13 protein-coding genes are annotated in these 15,295 nt (G+C 71.1%); 11 read left to right on the top strand and 2 right to left on the bottom strand.

Features of this window, described 5'->3' with window-relative positions; all coding sequences use genetic code 11:
* The first annotated feature begins 153 nt into the window (after window positions 1–153).
* The 6 genes from ftsZ to DJ476_RS26675 all read left to right on the top strand — a co-directional run bounded on the left by ftsZ (window position 154) and on the right by DJ476_RS26675 (window position 5,159).
* Entirely contained in the window at window positions 154–1,377 is a 1,224-nt protein-coding gene (gene ftsZ, locus DJ476_RS26650; protein ID WP_053561595.1) for a cell division protein FtsZ, read from the top strand.
* Complete coding sequence (pgeF, locus tag DJ476_RS26655) at window positions 1,374–2,114, top strand: peptidoglycan editing factor PgeF (protein WP_112491736.1); 741 nt, start codon at window positions 1,374–1,376, stop codon at window positions 2,112–2,114. Before ftsZ ends, pgeF begins: the two co-directional genes overlap by 4 nt.
* Before the next feature lie 6 nt (window positions 2,115–2,120).
* Window positions 2,121–2,840 (top strand): YggS family pyridoxal phosphate-dependent enzyme, encoded by a 720-nt coding sequence (locus DJ476_RS26660; protein ID WP_070203194.1) that lies wholly within the window; start codon window positions 2,121–2,123, stop codon window positions 2,838–2,840.
* Between the two features lie 125 nt (window positions 2,841–2,965).
* Window positions 2,966–3,595 carry a cell division protein SepF gene (locus DJ476_RS26665; RefSeq protein WP_103421257.1) on the top strand — a complete coding sequence of 210 codons (630 nt, stop codon included), beginning with the start codon at window positions 2,966–2,968 and terminating at the stop codon, window positions 3,593–3,595.
* 90 nt (window positions 3,596–3,685) lie between these two features.
* Complete coding sequence (locus DJ476_RS26670) at window positions 3,686–3,970, top strand: YggT family protein (RefSeq protein ID WP_018486626.1); 285 nt, start codon at window positions 3,686–3,688, stop codon at window positions 3,968–3,970.
* Between the two features lie 49 nt (window positions 3,971–4,019).
* The gene (locus DJ476_RS26675) at window positions 4,020–5,159 is read left to right on the top strand and encodes a DivIVA domain-containing protein (protein WP_103421258.1); all 1,140 of its coding nucleotides are present in this window, start codon (window positions 4,020–4,022) and stop codon (window positions 5,157–5,159) included.
* A gap of 434 nt (window positions 5,160–5,593) precedes the next feature.
* Here DJ476_RS26675 and ileS read toward each other — a convergent pair whose 3' ends face one another.
* Window positions 5,594–8,737, bottom strand: coding sequence for an isoleucine--tRNA ligase (ileS, locus tag DJ476_RS26685; protein WP_112491738.1), 3,144 nt, complete (start codon window positions 8,735–8,737; stop codon window positions 5,594–5,596).
* A gap of 586 nt (window positions 8,738–9,323) precedes the next feature.
* Here ileS and DJ476_RS26690 point away from each other — a divergent pair.
* From DJ476_RS26690 to DJ476_RS26710, 5 genes are all read left to right on the top strand, one after another.
* Window positions 9,324–10,169, top strand: coding sequence for a TraR/DksA family transcriptional regulator (locus DJ476_RS26690; RefSeq protein ID WP_208853534.1), 846 nt, complete (start codon window positions 9,324–9,326; stop codon window positions 10,167–10,169).
* A gap of 57 nt (window positions 10,170–10,226) precedes the next feature.
* Window positions 10,227–10,817: a signal peptidase II gene (lspA, locus tag DJ476_RS26695; RefSeq protein WP_053561599.1), complete on the top strand. Its 591-nt coding sequence runs from the start codon at window positions 10,227–10,229 to the stop codon at window positions 10,815–10,817.
* Window positions 10,818–10,860: 43 nt separating this feature from the next.
* On the top strand, window positions 10,861–11,802 hold the full coding sequence (locus DJ476_RS26700; RefSeq protein ID WP_070203190.1) for an RluA family pseudouridine synthase: 942 nt from the start codon (window positions 10,861–10,863) through the stop codon (window positions 11,800–11,802).
* Window positions 11,799–12,272 (top strand): GNAT family N-acetyltransferase, encoded by a 474-nt coding sequence (locus tag DJ476_RS26705; protein ID WP_112491739.1) that lies wholly within the window; start codon window positions 11,799–11,801, stop codon window positions 12,270–12,272. Before DJ476_RS26700 ends, DJ476_RS26705 begins: the two co-directional genes overlap by 4 nt.
* Window positions 12,273–12,437: 165 nt before the next feature.
* Window positions 12,438–14,024, top strand: a complete 1,587-nt coding sequence (locus DJ476_RS26710) for a Na+/H+ antiporter (RefSeq protein ID WP_103421262.1) — start codon at window positions 12,438–12,440, stop codon at window positions 14,022–14,024.
* Window positions 14,025–14,114: 90 nt separating this feature from the next.
* Here the strand turns inward: DJ476_RS26710 and DJ476_RS26715 are convergent, their stop codons facing one another.
* Complete coding sequence (locus tag DJ476_RS26715; RefSeq protein ID WP_103421263.1) at window positions 14,115–15,266, bottom strand: mechanosensitive ion channel family protein; 1,152 nt, start codon at window positions 15,264–15,266, stop codon at window positions 14,115–14,117.
* Window positions 15,267–15,295: the final 29 nt, after the last annotated feature.

Genomic DNA, 15,295 nt, shown 5'->3' on the forward strand with positions numbered 1-15,295 from the left:
GTTCGGAAGAGTCCAGGAAGCAGACACACTGGTAACCCTAAACTTGAACGTTAGGGTTTGGGTCGGCGTTCGGACCGTCCCCATCGACATCAGTCGTCGCCGCGGGTCACCCGCCGAGCGACGACACGTAACTCGAGGCGAGAGGCCTTCGACGTGGCAGCACCGCAGAACTACCTCGCAGTCATCAAGGTCATCGGTGTCGGCGGCGGTGGTGTCAATGCCATCAACCGAATGATCGAGGTCGGTCTCAAGGGCGTCGAGTTCATCGCGATCAACACGGACGCACAGGCCCTGTTGATGAGCGACGCCGACGTCAAGCTCGACGTCGGCCGCGAACTCACCCGGGGCCTCGGCGCCGGGGCGAACCCGGCCGTCGGTCGTAAGGCGGCAGAGGACCACCGTGAGGAGATCGAGGAGGTCCTCAAGGGGGCCGACATGGTCTTCGTCACCGCCGGCGAAGGCGGCGGCACCGGCACCGGCGGCGCACCCGTCGTCGCCAACATCGCGCGCTCGCTGGGCGCCCTGACGATCGGTGTGGTCACCCGCCCGTTCACCTTCGAGGGCCGGCGACGCGCCAACCAGGCGGAGGACGGCATCGCCGAACTCCGCGAAGAGGTCGACACCCTCATCGTCATCCCCAACGACCGCCTGCTGTCCATCTCGGACCGCCAGGTCAGCGTGCTCGACGCCTTCAAGTCGGCCGACCAGGTCCTGCTCTCGGGTGTCCAGGGCATCACGGACCTGATCACCACCCCGGGCCTGATCAACCTGGACTTCGCCGACGTCAAGTCGGTCATGTCCGAGGCCGGATCGGCGCTCATGGGCATCGGTTCGGCGCGCGGCGACGACCGCGCGGTCGCGGCGGCGGAGATGGCGATCTCCTCGCCGCTGCTGGAGGCGTCCATCGACGGCGCCCGGGGCGTCCTGCTCTCCATCTCCGGCGGCAGCGACCTCGGTCTCTTCGAGATCAACGAGGCCGCCCAGCTGGTGAGCGAGGCGGCCCACCCCGAGGCCAACATCATCTTCGGTGCCGTCATCGACGACGCCCTCGGTGACGAGGTCCGGGTCACCGTGATCGCGGCAGGGTTCGACGGCGGACAGCCGCCGGCCCGGCGCGACGGCGCCCTCGGCGCCAACACGAACAAGAGGGAGGAGCCGGCCGCCCCGGCCAGGCCCGCCCCCGAGCCCGCGCGCCCGACGGGCGGACTCGGTTCGGTGCCGCCGCGCGAGGAGACCCCGGCCCCGGCCGAGCCCGCTCCCGCGTCGGCCGCGAACGAGAGCCCGCTCTCGCCGGTCTCCCCGCCGCACGTCCCGCCGGCCCGTCCCTACCAGGACACCCAGGCCGAAGAGCTGGACGTACCGGACTTCTTGAAGTGATAGCCCGGCATCCGGCGGACTCCGTCACGGGCAGCGCTCATTTCGCCTTCACCGACCGGTGGGGCGGGGTGAGCGCCGCTCCGTACGGTGAACTCAACCTCGGCGGCGCGGTCGGTGACGACCCCGCCGCCGTCGGCGCGAACCGCGAGCGCGCGGCCCGCCGCCTCGGCCTCGACCCGGCCTCGGTCGTCTGGATGAACCAGGTGCACGGCCGGGACGTGGCGGTGGTCGACGGACCCTGGGGTCCGGACGCGGAGATCCCGGCCGTGGACGCGCTGGTGACCACGCGGCGCGGAGTGGCGCTCGCGGTCCTCGCCGCCGACTGCACCCCCGTACTCCTGGTCGATCCGGTCGCCGGGGTCGTCGGGGCGGCGCACGCCGGGCGGCCGGGACTGGTCGCCGGAGTCGTCCCGGCGGTGGTCGAGGCCATGACCGCGCTGGGCGCACACCCCTCCCGGATCACCGCCCGCACCGGACCGGCCGTCTGCGGACGGTGCTACGAAGTGCCGGAGGAGATGCGGGCCGAGGTCGCGGAAGCGGTCCCCGGCACCTGGGCCGAGACCAGCTGGGGGACCCCCGCGGTGGACGTCACCGGCGGAGTCCACGCCCAGCTCGCCGCCCTCGGGGTGAGCGACCTGCACCGTTCGCCGGTCTGCACCCGTGAATCGGGCGATCACTTCTCGTACCGCCGCGACCGCACCACCGGGCGGCTCGCCGGATATGTCTGGTTGGACTGATAGGGCATGACGGACCGTAAGGCTCAACTCGCGGCGAATCTCGCACAGGTGGAGGAAAGGATCACCTCCGCCTGTGCCGCAGCCGGCCGCAAGCGCGAGGAGGTGACCCTGATCGTGGTCACCAAGACCTACCCCGCGAGCGATGTGCGGATCCTGCACGAACTGGGTGTGCGTCATGTCGCCGAGAATCGTGACCAGGACGCGGCACCGAAAGCCACCGCTTGTGCGGATCTTTCCCTGACATGGCACTTTGTCGGACAACTCCAGACGAACAAGGTTCGTTCTGTGACGGGTTATGCCGATGTCGTGCAGTCGGTGGACCGGATCAAGCTCGTCACCGCCCTCTCGGCCGCCGCGGTCCGGGCCGAGCGCGAACTCGGCTGTCTGATCCAGGTCGCCCTGGACGCGGAGAGCGGGGAGCGCGGTGAACGCGGCGGGGTCGCGCCGGACGGGATCGAGGAGTTGGCGGCCGCGGTCGACGCGGCCGACGGTCTGCGGCTGGACGGACTGATGACCGTGGCGCCGCTGGCCGGACCGTTTGCCGGCAGGCAACGGGCCGCGTTCGACCGGCTGATGGAATTCTCCACCCGCCTGCGCGCCGCTCATCCGGCTGCGAACATGGTCTCCGCGGGGATGAGCGGGGATCTGGAGGACGCGGTGGCGGCCGGAGCGACACATGTACGCGTCGGTACGGCGGTACTCGGAGTCCGACCCGCGCTCGGGTAACGTCGCGAAGCAGGTCGGACCACAGCAGAAAATATGGTCATTCCCCAGCACGACGGGCAGACCACCGTGGATCGCTGGCACTTGGTGACGAATGCCGATCCACCACAGAGCGGAGGACTCAGAGAATGGCCGGCGCGATGCGCAAGATGGCGGTCTACCTCGGCCTCGTGGAGGACGATGGGTACGACGGCCGGGGCTTCGACCCCGATGACGACTTCGAGCCCGAGCCGGAGCCCGAGCGGCGTCGGCACCAGCCCCCGCACCAGGTGGAACGCGAGCGCGAGCGCGAGCGGGAGCGCGAAAGGGGCGAACCGGTACGAGTGGTGCAGCCTCCCGCCCCGCGCGAGCCGGTTCAGCTCCCCGCGGAAAGCGGGCGACCCGCCCGAATCGCCCCCGTGGCGTCCATCACACCTGAACGTCCGAACATGGAGAAGAACGCACCGGTGATCATGCCCAAGGTCGTGTCCGAGCGGGAGCCGTACCGCATCACCACGCTGCACCCCAGGACCTACAACGAGGCCCGTACCATCGGGGAACACTTCCGTGAGGGCACCCCGGTGATCATGAACCTCACGGAGATGGACGACACGGACGCGAAGCGACTTGTCGACTTTGCCGCAGGACTCGTCTTCGGGCTCCATGGCAGCATTGAACGCGTGACGCAGAAGGTGTTCCTGTTGTCGCCTGCTAACGTCGATGTCACGGCGGAGGACAAGGCCCGCATCGCAGAGGGCGGATTCTTCAACCAGAGCTGAGAACACGACACCGGGAACAACCCGGCCGCAAGGCCGGAACCGGCCACGAGGCCGGAGCTACGAGAGCCAGGGGAGAGGGAAGCGCGGGACATGGGCGTCGCACTGGATGTGGTCTATATCGCGCTGATGTGTTTCCTCATCGTGCTGATCTTCCGGCTCGTCATGGACTACGTCTTCCAGTTCGCACGTTCATGGCAACCCGGCAAGGCGATGGTGGTCGTTCTGGAGGCCACCTACACTGTCACCGATCCACCGCTCAAGCTTCTGCGGCGGTTCATCCCGCCGCTGCGTCTCGGGGGCGTGGCACTCGACCTGTCCTTCTTCGTTCTGATGATCATCGTCTACATCCTGATCAGCGTTGTGATCCGGTTGTGAGCGATACGGTCTTGCCGACTGCCGACGACTACGTAGAGGTGAAGAAGAGATGCCGTTGACCCCCGAGGACGTGCGGAACAAGCAGTTCACGACCGTCCGCCTCCGAGAAGGCTATGACGAGGACGAGGTCGATGCCTTTCTCGACGAGGTCGAAGCCGAGCTGACCCGTCTGCTCCGTGAGAACGAGGACCTGCGCGCCAAACTGGCCGCTGCTACGCGCGCCGCCGCGCAGAACCAGCAGCAGCAACAGCAGCAGGGCATGCGCAAGCCCCCGGAGCAGCAGGACCGGCCCGGTGCCCCTGTGCCCGCCGCCATATCCGGACCGCCGCAGCAGCAGCCCCCGCAGATGGGTCCGCCCCAGCTGCCCGGTGGCGCGCCGCAGCTGCCTGCCGGTCCCAGCGGTCACGGCCCCCAGGGCCACGGCGGTCCGCAGGGTCCGCACGGCCCCGGCCCGATGCAGGGCGGTCCCATGGGCGGCCCGATGGGCGGCCCCATGGGTCAGCACCCCCAGCAGCAGATGCAGCAGATGCAGCAGCCGCAGATGCAGCAGCAGGGTCAGGGTCCCGGTGGCGACAGCGCCGCCCGTGTCCTCTCGCTCGCCCAGCAGACCGCCGACCAGGCGATCGCGGAGGCCCGTTCCGAGGCCAACAAGATCGTCGGCGAGGCGCGGAGCCGGGCCGAGGGTCTGGAGCGCGACGCGCGCGCCAAGGCCGACGCCCTGGAGCGGGACGCGCAGGAGAAGCACCGCGTGGCGATGGGCTCGCTGGAGTCGGCCCGCGCGACGCTGGAGCGCAAGGTCGAGGACCTGCGCGGCTTCGAGCGCGAGTACCGTACGCGGCTGAAGTCGTACCTGGAGAGCCAGCTGCGTCAGCTGGAGACCCAGGCGGACGACTCGCTCGCCCCGCCGCGGACGCCGGCCGCCGCTTCGCTGCCGCCGTCGCCCTCGCTGGCTCCGGCCGGTGCGGGTGCGATGGGTCACTCCATGGGCAGCTCCAACCACGGTGGCCACGGCGGCCAGCAGATGGGTGGCGGTCAGTCCATGGGCGGTGCGCCGTCCTACGGTGGGCAGCAGCAGATGTCGCCCGCGATGACGCAGCCGATGGCGCCGGTGCGGCCGCAGGCGCCGCAGCCGATGCAGCAGGCGCCGTCGCCGATGCGTGGGTTCCTGATCGACGAGGACGACAACTGAGCGGGGCGCGCTCGCTGAGCGCGTGCGCGTAGCCGTCGGCAGTCAGGGCCGGGCCCCGGGGTTTCTCCCCGGGGCCCGGCCCTTTGCCGTGGGCGGCGGCCGGTGGGGTGGGTGCGGGTGGGGTGCGCCTGCGGCGGGCTGTTCCCCTACCCGCCCCTTCCCGAAATCGGGGCCCTGCCCCGGACCCCGCGCCTCAAACGTCGGCGCGGCTGGAGAGCCGGGGCGCTGCCCCGGGCCCCTTTGCCCTCAAGCGCAGGGCGGGCTGGTTTCGGGGCTCTGCCCCGCGCCCCGCTCCTCAAGCGCCGGCGGGGCTATTGGTAAGCCTCGCCGGCGTTTGAGGAGCGGGGGCTCGGGGGGCGGAGCCCCTGAGGGGGGACGCGGAAGGGCCCGCCGGAGCGAGTTCCGGCGGGCCCCTTGTCTTGGTGCGGGCTCCCCTACCGCTTGCGGAGGCGGAACGTCAGGGACAGGCCCTCGTCCTCGAAGGGGGCGCCGTACGTGTCGTCCGCCACACCCTCCGCGTACTCCACCGCCAGGACCTCGTCCGAGATCAGGGGGGCGTGCTCCGTCAGGGCCTCCTGCGTGGCCTTGGACGTCGTCGTCCAGCGGACGGCGATGCGGTCCGCCACGTCCAGGCCGCTGTTCTTGCGGGCTTCCTGGATCAGGCGGATCGCGTCACGGGCCAGGCCCGCCCGGCGCAGCTCGGGAGTGATCTCCAGGTCCAGGGCGACCGTCGCGCCCGCGTCGGAGGCGACCGACCAGCCCTCGCGCGGGGTCTCCGTGATGATCACCTCGTCGGGGGAGAGCGTGATCTGCTCGCCCTCGACCTCCACCGACGCCGTGCCCTCGCGCAGGGCGAGGGAGAGCGCTGCCGCGTCCGCCTCGGCCACCGCCTTGGCCACCGCCTGGACGCCCTTGCCGAACCGCTTGCCCAGCGCCCGGAAGTTGGCCTTCGCCGTCGTGTCGACCAGCGAGCCGCCGACCTCCGAGAGCGTGGCCAGCGAGGTGACGTTCAGCTCCTCCGTGATCTGCGCCCGGAGGTCCGGAGTGAGGGACTCGAAGCCGTTCGCCGCCACCAGTGCCCGCGACAGGGGCTGGCGCGTCTTCACGCCCGACTCCGCCCGCGTCGCCCGGCCCAGCTCCACCAGGCGGCGCACCAGCGCCATCTGGGAGGAGAGGGTGGGGTCGATCGCCGAAACCTCTGCCTCGGGCCACGACGACAGGTGCACCGACTCCGGGGCGTCCGGTGTCACCGGCGTGATCAGGTCCTGCCAGACCCGCTCCGTGATGAACGGGACCAGCGGCGCCATCAGGCGCGTCACCGTCTCGACCACCTCGTGCAGCGTGCGCAGGGCCGCCTTGTCGCCCTGCCAGAAGCGGCGGCGCGAGCGGCGTACGTACCAGTTGGAGAGGTCGTCCACGAACGCCGAGAGCAGCTTGCCGGCGCGCTGGGTGTCGTACCCCTCCATCGCGACCGTCATCTGCTCGACCAGCGTGTTGAGTTCGCTCAGCAGCCAGCGGTCCAGCACCGTGCGGTCCGCCGGGGCCGGGTCGGCCTCGGAGGGGGCCCAGCCGGACGTGCGGGCGTACAGGGCCTGGAAGGCGACCGTGTTCCAGTACGTCAGGAGCGTCTTGCGGACCACCTCCTGGATCGTGCCGTGTCCCACCCGGCGTGCCGCCCAGGGGGAGCCGCCCGCCGCCATGAACCAGCGGACGGCGTCCGCCCCGTGCTGGTCCATCAGCGGGATCGGCTGGAGGATGTTGCCCAGGTGCTTGGACATCTTGCGGCCGTCCTCGGCGAGGATGTGGCCCAGGCAGACCACGTTCTCGTAGGACGACTTGTCGAAGACCAGCGTGCCGACCGCCATCAGCGTGTAGAACCAGCCGCGGGTCTGGTCGATGGCCTCCGAGATGAACTGCGCCGGGTAGCGGCTCTCGAAGACTTCCTTGTTCTTGTACGGGTAGCCCCACTGCGCGAACGGCATCGAACCCGAGTCGTACCAGGCGTCGATGACCTCCGGGACGCGGTACGCCTCCAGCTGGCAGTTCTCGTGCGTGCAGGTGAAGGTGATCTCGTCGATGAACGGGCGGTGCGGGTCGAGCGACGACTGGTCCCGGCCCGTGAGTTCCGTCAGTTCGGCGCGCGAGCCCACGCACGTCAGGTGGTTGTTCTCGCAGCGCCAGATCGGCAGCGGCGTGCCCCAGTAGCGGTTGCGGGAGAGCGCCCAGTCGACGTTGTTGGTCAGCCAGTCGCCGAAGCGGCCGTTCTTGACCGAGTCCGGGAACCAGTTGGTCTTCTCGTTCTCCTGGAGCAGGCGGTCCTTGATGGCCGTCGTACGGATGTACCACGACGGCTGCGCGTAGTAGAGCAGCGCCGTGTGGCAGCGCCAGCAGTGCGGGTAGCTGTGCTCGTACGGGACATGGCGGAAGAGCTTGCCCCGCGCGTCCAGGTCCGCGGTGAGCGCCTCGTCGGCCTTCTTGAAGAAGACGCCGCCGACCAGGGGGAGGTCCTCCTCGAACGTGCCGTCGGGGCGGACCGGGTTGACCACCGGGAGGCCGTAGGAGCGGCAGACCACGAGGTCGTCGGCGCCGAACGCGGGGGACTGGTGGACCAGACCCGTACCGTCCTCGGTCGTGACGTACTCGGCGTTGACCACGTAGTGGGCCTCGGCCGGGAAGTCGACGAGGGTGAAGGGGCGCTCGTAGGTCCAGCGCTCCATCTCGGCGCCGGTGAACGACTGGCCGGTCGTCTCCCAGCCCTCGCCGAGCGCCTTCTCCACCAGCGGTTCCGCGACGACGAGCTTCTCCTCGCGGTTCGTCGCGACGACGTACCGGACCTCGGGGTGCGCGGCGACCGCCGTGTTGGAGACCAGGGTCCAGGGGGTGGTCGTCCAGACCAGGAGGGCCGCCTCGCCGGCCAGCGGGCCGGAGGTGAGAGGGAAGCGGACGAAGACCGAGGGGTCGACGACCGTCTCGTACCCCTGGGCCAGCTCGTGGTCGGAGAGGCCCGTGCCGCAGCGCGGGCACCAGGGGGCGACCCGGTGGTCCTGGACCAGCAGGTCCTTGTTGAAGATCTCCTTCAGCGACCACCACACGGAGTCCACGTACTCCGGGTCCATCGTGCGGTACGCGTCGTCCAGGTCGACCCAGTAGCCCATACGGGTCGTGAGCTCGGCGAAGGCGTCGGTGTGCCGGGTCACCGACTCACGGCACTTGGCGTTGAACTCGGCGATGCCGAACGCCTCGATGTCCTTCTTGCCGTTGAAGCCCAGCTCCTTCTCGACGGCCAGCTCGACCGGGAGGCCATGACAGTCCCAGCCGGCCTTCCGGCCCACGTGGTAGCCCTGCATGGTGCGGAAGCGGGGGAAGACGTCCTTGAAGACGCGGGCCTCGATGTGGTGGGCGCCGGGCATGCCGTTGGCGGTGGGCGGGCCCTCGTAGAAGACCCACTCGGGGCGGCCCTCGGACTGGTCGAGGCTCTTGGCGAAGACCTTGTTCTCGCGCCAGAAGTCGAGCACGGCGTGCTCCAGCGCGGGCAGGTCGACCTGGGCGGGTACCTGGCGGTACTGCGGCGATGTCATGTGCGGGCTTCCTCCGGCGGACGTCTTCCACTTCCGTCGGAGGGACGAGAGCCGGATCTGCTCCCGCGGTACCACCCTCCTTGGCCCCGGGCGTGCGCCCGTGGCCCCCTCATTGGGGTCGCGATGCCGGGTCTAGTGGCCGGGGCCCAGGGGTGCGCCCAGGGTCCGAGGCTTTCTTCCGGCGGCTCCGGGGTGATCTTCACGACGCGCTCGCCCCCGGGCTCCCACCGTCCCCGGGTCGCTGCTGGCTGCGTACGACGCTACTCGTCCCATCCACGCCTCTCGCTGCGCCCAGTGTACGGGCCCGTACGGCCGACGGCCGACCGGTTTAACCCGGGCCCCGGGCGTGACCCGAATGGCCAGTCGGGGGCGTACGGAGTTCTCCGCGGCGGTACGGGGGCGTCCCGGGGTGCCCCTGAGGCGGATTACCGGGCGGGGAGCTGGGAACAACGGATGCAGGCGCGCCACGACCGGGCAGGGGGAGGGGCGGAATGGGCGGCGTGCCCCGTTGCCGCGGGGCTGGGGTCGATTTATCGTCCCAGCACGATTCGCGAGCAAGATCACAATATGTGAAGGGGCCGCGGCCATGGTGGCGAAGAAGACGGCGGAAGAGACCGCGGCCGGGCAGAAGGCCGACGGGAAGCCACCGGCCGAGACCCCGTCCGCGCCGGACGCGGTCGCCGGGGACGGGTCCGGGACGGATGTGACCGGGACGGACGCGCCCACGAAGGAGGCGGCTGCCAGGAAGGCTGCCGGGAAGACGGTGAAGAGAGCGGCGGCCAAGAAGACCGCCGCCAAGAAAGCGCCTGCGAAGAAGGCGGCGAAGAAAGCCGCTGCCAAGAAGAGCCCCGCGAAGAAGAGCGCGGCCAAGAAGGCTTCGAAGACGGCCGGACCGACGGCCACGGGGGCGGCTGCGGCCGCCGAGGAGACGGGAGCCCACACGGTGGTAGCCAAGAAGAGCGCGAGTCCCGCGGCCGGTCCGGACGAGGCGGCCGCCGTGCCGCCGGCCCGGGGGGTCGTCGAGGCCGCCGCCCCCGGCGAGCTGGCGGTACGGCCCGGGGAGGACCCCTGGACGACCGAGGAGGTCACCGAGGCCCGGACGCTGCTGACCGGCGAGATCACCCGGCTCCGCGACGAGCTGGAGACCTCGGGCGCCGCGCTCGCCGGGCTGATGCGGGACTCCGGCGACGGGGCCGGGGACGACGAGGCCGACACCGGCACCAAGAACATCACCCGCGAGCACGAGCTGGCGCTCGCCGCCAACGCCCAGGAAATGCTGGAGCAGACCGAGCGTGCCCTCGCACGGCTGGAGGCGGGGACGTACGGGCTCTGCGAGGTCTGCGGCAAACCGATCGGCAAGGCGCGGATGCAGGCATTCCCCCGCGCCACCCTCTGCGTCGAGGACAAGCAGAAGCAGGAGCGGCGAGGCTGACCCGTACAGGTGTGTCGTACCCTCTCCTCAGTCAGGCACCTAGGTTGAGGGACTCACGTGGCAGAGGCGGAGCGCATCATCGGTACGCCGGAAGATCCCGAGGCCGAGCACACGGACGGAGGCGGCTCCACGGCCGCCGACGCCGCCGTGAACGCGGGTGTGGGCAAGCGCAAGATCCTGGCGCTCGTCGCCGTCGCGGTCGTCGCCTATCTGCTGGACCTGGTCTCCAAGCTGATCGTGGTCGCCAAGCTGGAGCACCAGCCGCCGATCGACATCATCGGTGACTGGCTGCAGTTCCGGGCGCTGCGCAACCCGGGGGCCGCGTTCGGGTTCGGCGAGGCGTTCACGGTGATCTTCACGATCATCGCGGCCGGGGTGATCGTGGTGGTCATCCGGCTGGCCCGCAAGCTCTACAGCCTGCCGTGGGCCATCGCCCTGGGGCTGCTCCTGGGCGGGGCGCTCGGCAACCTCACCGACCGGATCTTCCGGGCGCCCGGCGTGTTCGAAGGGGCGGTGGTCGACTTCATCGCCCCCAAGCACTTCGCCGTCTTCAACCTCGCGGACTCCGCCATCGTCTGCGGCGGCATCCTCATCGTGATCCTCTCCTTCAAGGGGCTGGACCCCGACGGGACCGTCCACAAGGACTGACCGGGCTGTACGGGGCGCGTCCGGCGCAAGGCATACTCGACTGGTGAGTACGCACCCCGAGATCCGCACCCTGCCCGTACCGGACGGCCTGGAAGGCGAGCGTGTCGACGCCGCCATCGCCCGTATGTTCGGTTTCTCCCGCACCAAGGCCGCCGAGCTGGCCGCCGCCGGGAAGGTCCAGGTGGACGGTTCGGTGGCCGGCAAGTCCGAGCGTGTGCACGGCGGCGCCTGGCTGGAGGTCGAGATGCCGGGGGCACCCGCCCCCGTCCAGATCGTCGCCGAGCCCGTCGAGGGCATGGAGATCGTCCACGACGACGACGACATCGTGGTCATCGTGAAGCCGGTCGGCGTCGCGGCCCACCCCAGCCCCGGCTGGACCGGCACCACCGTCATCGGCGGTCTCGCCGCCGCCGGGTACCGGATCTCCACCTCCGGCGCCGCCGAGCGCCAGGGCATCGTGCACCGCCTCGACGTCGGCACCTCCGGCCTGATGGTCGTCGCCAAGTCCGAGCGCGCCTACACCCTGCTGAAGGCCCAGTTCCGCGACCGGGTCGTCGAGAAGAAGTACCACGCGCTTGTCCAGGGCCACCCGGACCCGATGAGCGGCACCATCGACGCCCCCATCGGGCGCCACCCCAACCACGACTACAAGTGGGCCGTCACCGCCGAGGGCAAGCCGTCGGTGACCCACTACGACCTGATCGAGGCCTACCGCGCCGCCAGCCTCCTGGACATCAAGCTGGAGACCGGCCGCACCCACCAGATCCGGGTCCACATGTCCGCCCACCGCCACCCCTGCGTCGGCGACCTGACGTACGGCGCCGACCCGACCCTGGCCAAGCGGCTCGGGCTCACCCGGCAGTGGCTGCACGCGGTCCGCCTGGGCTTCGAGCACCCGGCCGACGGCTCCTGGGTGGAGTTCTCCAGCGACTACCCGGCCGACCTCCAGCACGCCCTCGACACCATCGCGGCGGAGAGCCAGTGACCTCGTACACCACCCGCAGGGCCGTCGAGGAGAGCGACCTCGCCGCCTGCTTCCAGGTCCGCAAGGACGTCTTCGTCGGTGAGCAGGACGTGCCCGAGGAGATCGAGTACGACGCCTACGACGCCACCGCCGTGCATGTGCTCGCCGTCGCCGCGGACGGTACGGCGCTCGGCACGGGGCGGCTGCTGCACGGCGAGGTCGCGGCGGCCAAGACCGGCGGCGACCTCACCGTCGGCTCCCTCGGCCGGCTCGCGGTCACCCGGCAGGCGCGCGGCCTCGGTGTCGGTGCCGCCCTCGTGCGGGCCATCGAGGAGGAGGCGGCCCGGCTCGGCCTGACCGCCGTCGACCTGCACGCCCAGACGCACGCCCTGGGCTTCTACGAACGCCTCGGCTATGTCGCGTACGGCCCCGAGTTCCCGGACGCGGGCATCCCGCACCGGGCGATGCGCCGGGAGATCGGCGCCGCCTGACCCCGCCCACGGGGGGTCTCGGTCCCCTCGTGCGTCCCGCGTGGCAGGGTGGAGGCCCGCCCGGCCGGTGATCCGGCCGGGCTTCCTGACGGCCGTTCACCCCGGGGGGTGTCCCGGAGGACACGGTGAGCGGCCCGGAACCGTACGCTCCGGAAGGCACCTCCCGTGGAACAGATGACCCTGCTGCTCCTGCTGCTGCTTGGAGCCGTGGTCACGGTGCCGCTCGGCGCCCGGCTGGGGTTGCCCGCGCCGGTCCTGATGACGCTCGTCGGGGTCGCGATGGCGTTCGCGCCCTTCGTGCCGAACGTCGACATCCCGCCCGAGATCATCCTCCCGGCCCTGCTGCCGCCACTGCTCTACGCCTCGGTGCAGCGCACCTCCTGGCGCCAGTTCGCCGCCAACAAACGGCCGATCTTCCTGCTGGCCGTCGCCCTGGTCTTCGTCACCACGGCCGCCGTCGCCGCCGTCGCCAACTCGATCGTCCCCGGGCTGCCCATCGCCGCCGCCGTCGCCCTGGGCGCGCTGGTCGCCCCGCCCGACCCGGTCGCCGCGACCGCCGTCGCGGGCTCGGTCGGACTGCCCCGGCGGCTCGTGTCGATCCTGGAGGGCGAGGGGCTCTTCAACGACGTCACGGCCATCGTGCTCTACCACGTGGCCATCGCGGCGGCGGTGAGCGGCACCTTCTCGGTGCCCGAGGCGTTCGGGCTGCTGATCCTCTCCGCCGTGGTCGCCATCGCCGTCGGCCTCGCGCTCGGCTGGCTCACCATCAAGCTCATGGGGATGCTCGGTGACGCCACCCTCCAGGTCGGGCTGAGCCTCCTCGTGCCCTTCGTCGCCTACGTCCTGGCGGAGGAGCTGATGGGCTCCGGCGTGCTCGCCGTCCTGACCGTCGCGCTCTACCTCGCCGAGCACACCGCCGACGCCGACGACGTGCTGGGTCGGCTCACCGGACGGACCTTCTGGGAGATCGTCGACACCCTGGTCACCGGCGTGGCCTTCGGACTGATCGGCCTGGAGCTGCACAACGTCTTCGGCACCTCCGGCGGGCGGGAGTCGCAGATGCTCGGCTGGGGGCTCGTGATCGTCGCGGTCGTCGTCGGCGTCCGGCTGGCCTGGCTGCTCCCCGCCACCTGGCTCGCCAAGCAGCTGCACACCCGGCGGGACGTCAGCGAGGAGATCCCGACCGGCTGGCGGGAGACCGTCGTCATGTGGTGGGCCGGGATGCGCGGGGTGGCCTCCGTCGCGCTGGCGCTCGCCATCCCGCTGGAGACCGACGACGGACAGCCCTTCCCCGGCCGCGACGAGATCGTCTTCATCGCCTTCTGCGTGATCATGGTCACCCTCGTCTTCCAGGGGCTCACCCTGCCCTGGCTGGTCCGCAAGCTCCGGGTGCGCGCCGACGCCGCCGCCGAGGAGGCCCTGGAACAGGACCTCGCCCTGCGCGCCGCCAAGGCCGCCAAGCACCGGCTCAAGGAGATCCAGGAGATCGAGGAGTTCCCGGACGAGGTCGTGGAGCGGCTGCAGAAGGCCGCGTACGACATCGGGGCCCGGATCAACCCGCAGATCGTCGACGAGGAGCGGCGCGAGGCGTACGCCCAGCGCGCCGAGCGGTTCAAGGCGGTCAGCCGCATCCAGCGCGAGATGATGTCGGCCGCCCGCCACGAGGTGCTCTCCGCCCGCAACGAACCCGGCTCCGACCCGGAGATCGTCGACCGGGTGCTGCGCCAGCTGGACTTCCGCTCGCTGCGCTGAGCCCGGGGGCGTACGGGGAGGGGGCGCGGGGCCTGGGGCGTACGGGCTCGGAGCCGCGCCCCGCTTCCGCGCCCGCGGGCGTACGCCCTCTCAGCCGCGCCCCGTCCGCGGTGCCTTGGAGTCCTCCACACCGCGGTCGGGGCCGGTGCCGTTGCGGGAGGGCCGGGGGCCCGCGCCCGTCAGCTCCGCCCACTGCTCGCCCGGCGGGAGCGCGCCCGGGGAGGTGGCCACCCGCGGCAGCGCGTACGGGTGGTGGTCCCGCAGCCAGCCCACCAGCTGCTCGCGCACCGCACACCGTACGGTCCAGATGTCGTCCGCGTCCTTCGCCGTCACCACCGCCCGCACCTGGATCGTGGTCGGGGTCGTGTCGGTGACCGCGAGGGACCAGTCGCGGCCGTCCCAAGCGGCGATGTCACCGAGGATGTCCCGCAGCTTCTTGCGCATCGCGGCCACCGGAGCCGCGTGGTCCAGATGGAAGAAGACCGTGCCGGTCATCTGGACCCCGCCGCGCGACCAGTTCTCGAACGGCTTGCTCGTGAAGTACGAGACCGGCATCGTGATCCGCCGCTCGTCCCACGTCCGTACCGCCAGGAACGTCAGCGTGATCTCGTCGACTGTGCCCCACTCGCCGTCCACCACCACGGTGTCACCGATGCGGACCATGTCCCCGAAGGCGATCTGGAGCCCCGCGAAGAGGTTGCCGAGCGTCGACTGCGCGGCCACACCGGCGACGATGCCGACCACACCGGCCGAGGCCAGCATCGACGTGCCGACCGCGCGCATCGGCGGGAGCGTCAGCAGCATCGCGGCGATGGCGACGACCGTCACCACCGCTATCACCACCCGCTGGATCAGCGTCACCTGCGTACGGACCCGGCGCACCCGGGCCGGATCGCGGGTCGACGTGGCGTACCGCGCGTAGCTGGACTCGACGACCGTCGCGGCCACCCGGACCACCAGCCACGCCGTGGCACCGATCAGCACCAGCGAGAGCGCCTGGCCGATCCCGACCCGGTGCTCCCACACCCAGGCGATCCCCGACTGGCGGTAGCTGCCGCGCAGCAGCGCCGTGATGAGCACCACCTGCAACGGTGGCCGGCAGCGCCGCAGCAGCCCCCAGAGCGGGGTCTCGTGGTGGCGGCTGTCGGCCCGGCGCAGCAGCCGGTCGACCGCCCAGCCGACCAGCAGCGTGATCACCACGGCACCGCCGACGACGATCAGCGGGCGCAGCACGTTCTCCATCGCTTCGATCCTCCAAGCCTTGGGGCACA

Origin of the sequence: Streptomyces bacillaris (assembly GCF_003268675.1) — a bacterium.
Taxonomy (GTDB): Bacteria; Actinomycetota; Actinomycetes; order Streptomycetales; family Streptomycetaceae; genus Streptomyces; species Streptomyces bacillaris.

Bases quoted from the DNA above. Each gene is read 5' to 3' on its own strand.
- DJ476_RS26660 (WP_070203194.1), top strand. From the start codon at position 2,121: ATGACGGACCGTAAGGCTCAACTCGCGGCGAATCTCGCACAGGTGGAG.
- DJ476_RS26675 (WP_103421258.1), top strand. From the start codon at position 4,020: ATGCCGTTGACCCCCGAGGACGTGCGGAACAAGCAGTTCACGACCGTC.
- DJ476_RS26715 (WP_103421263.1), bottom strand. From the start codon at position 15,266: ATGGAGAACGTGCTGCGCCCGCTGATCGTCGTCGGCGGTGCCGTGGTG.
- DJ476_RS26670 (WP_018486626.1), top strand. From the start codon at position 3,686: ATGGGCGTCGCACTGGATGTGGTCTATATCGCGCTGATGTGTTTCCTC.
- DJ476_RS26665 (WP_103421257.1), top strand. From the start codon at position 2,966: ATGGCCGGCGCGATGCGCAAGATGGCGGTCTACCTCGGCCTCGTGGAG.
- ileS (WP_112491738.1), bottom strand. From the start codon at position 8,737: ATGACATCGCCGCAGTACCGCCAGGTACCCGCCCAGGTCGACCTGCCC.
- DJ476_RS26690 (WP_208853534.1), top strand. From the start codon at position 9,324: ATGGTGGCGAAGAAGACGGCGGAAGAGACCGCGGCCGGGCAGAAGGCC.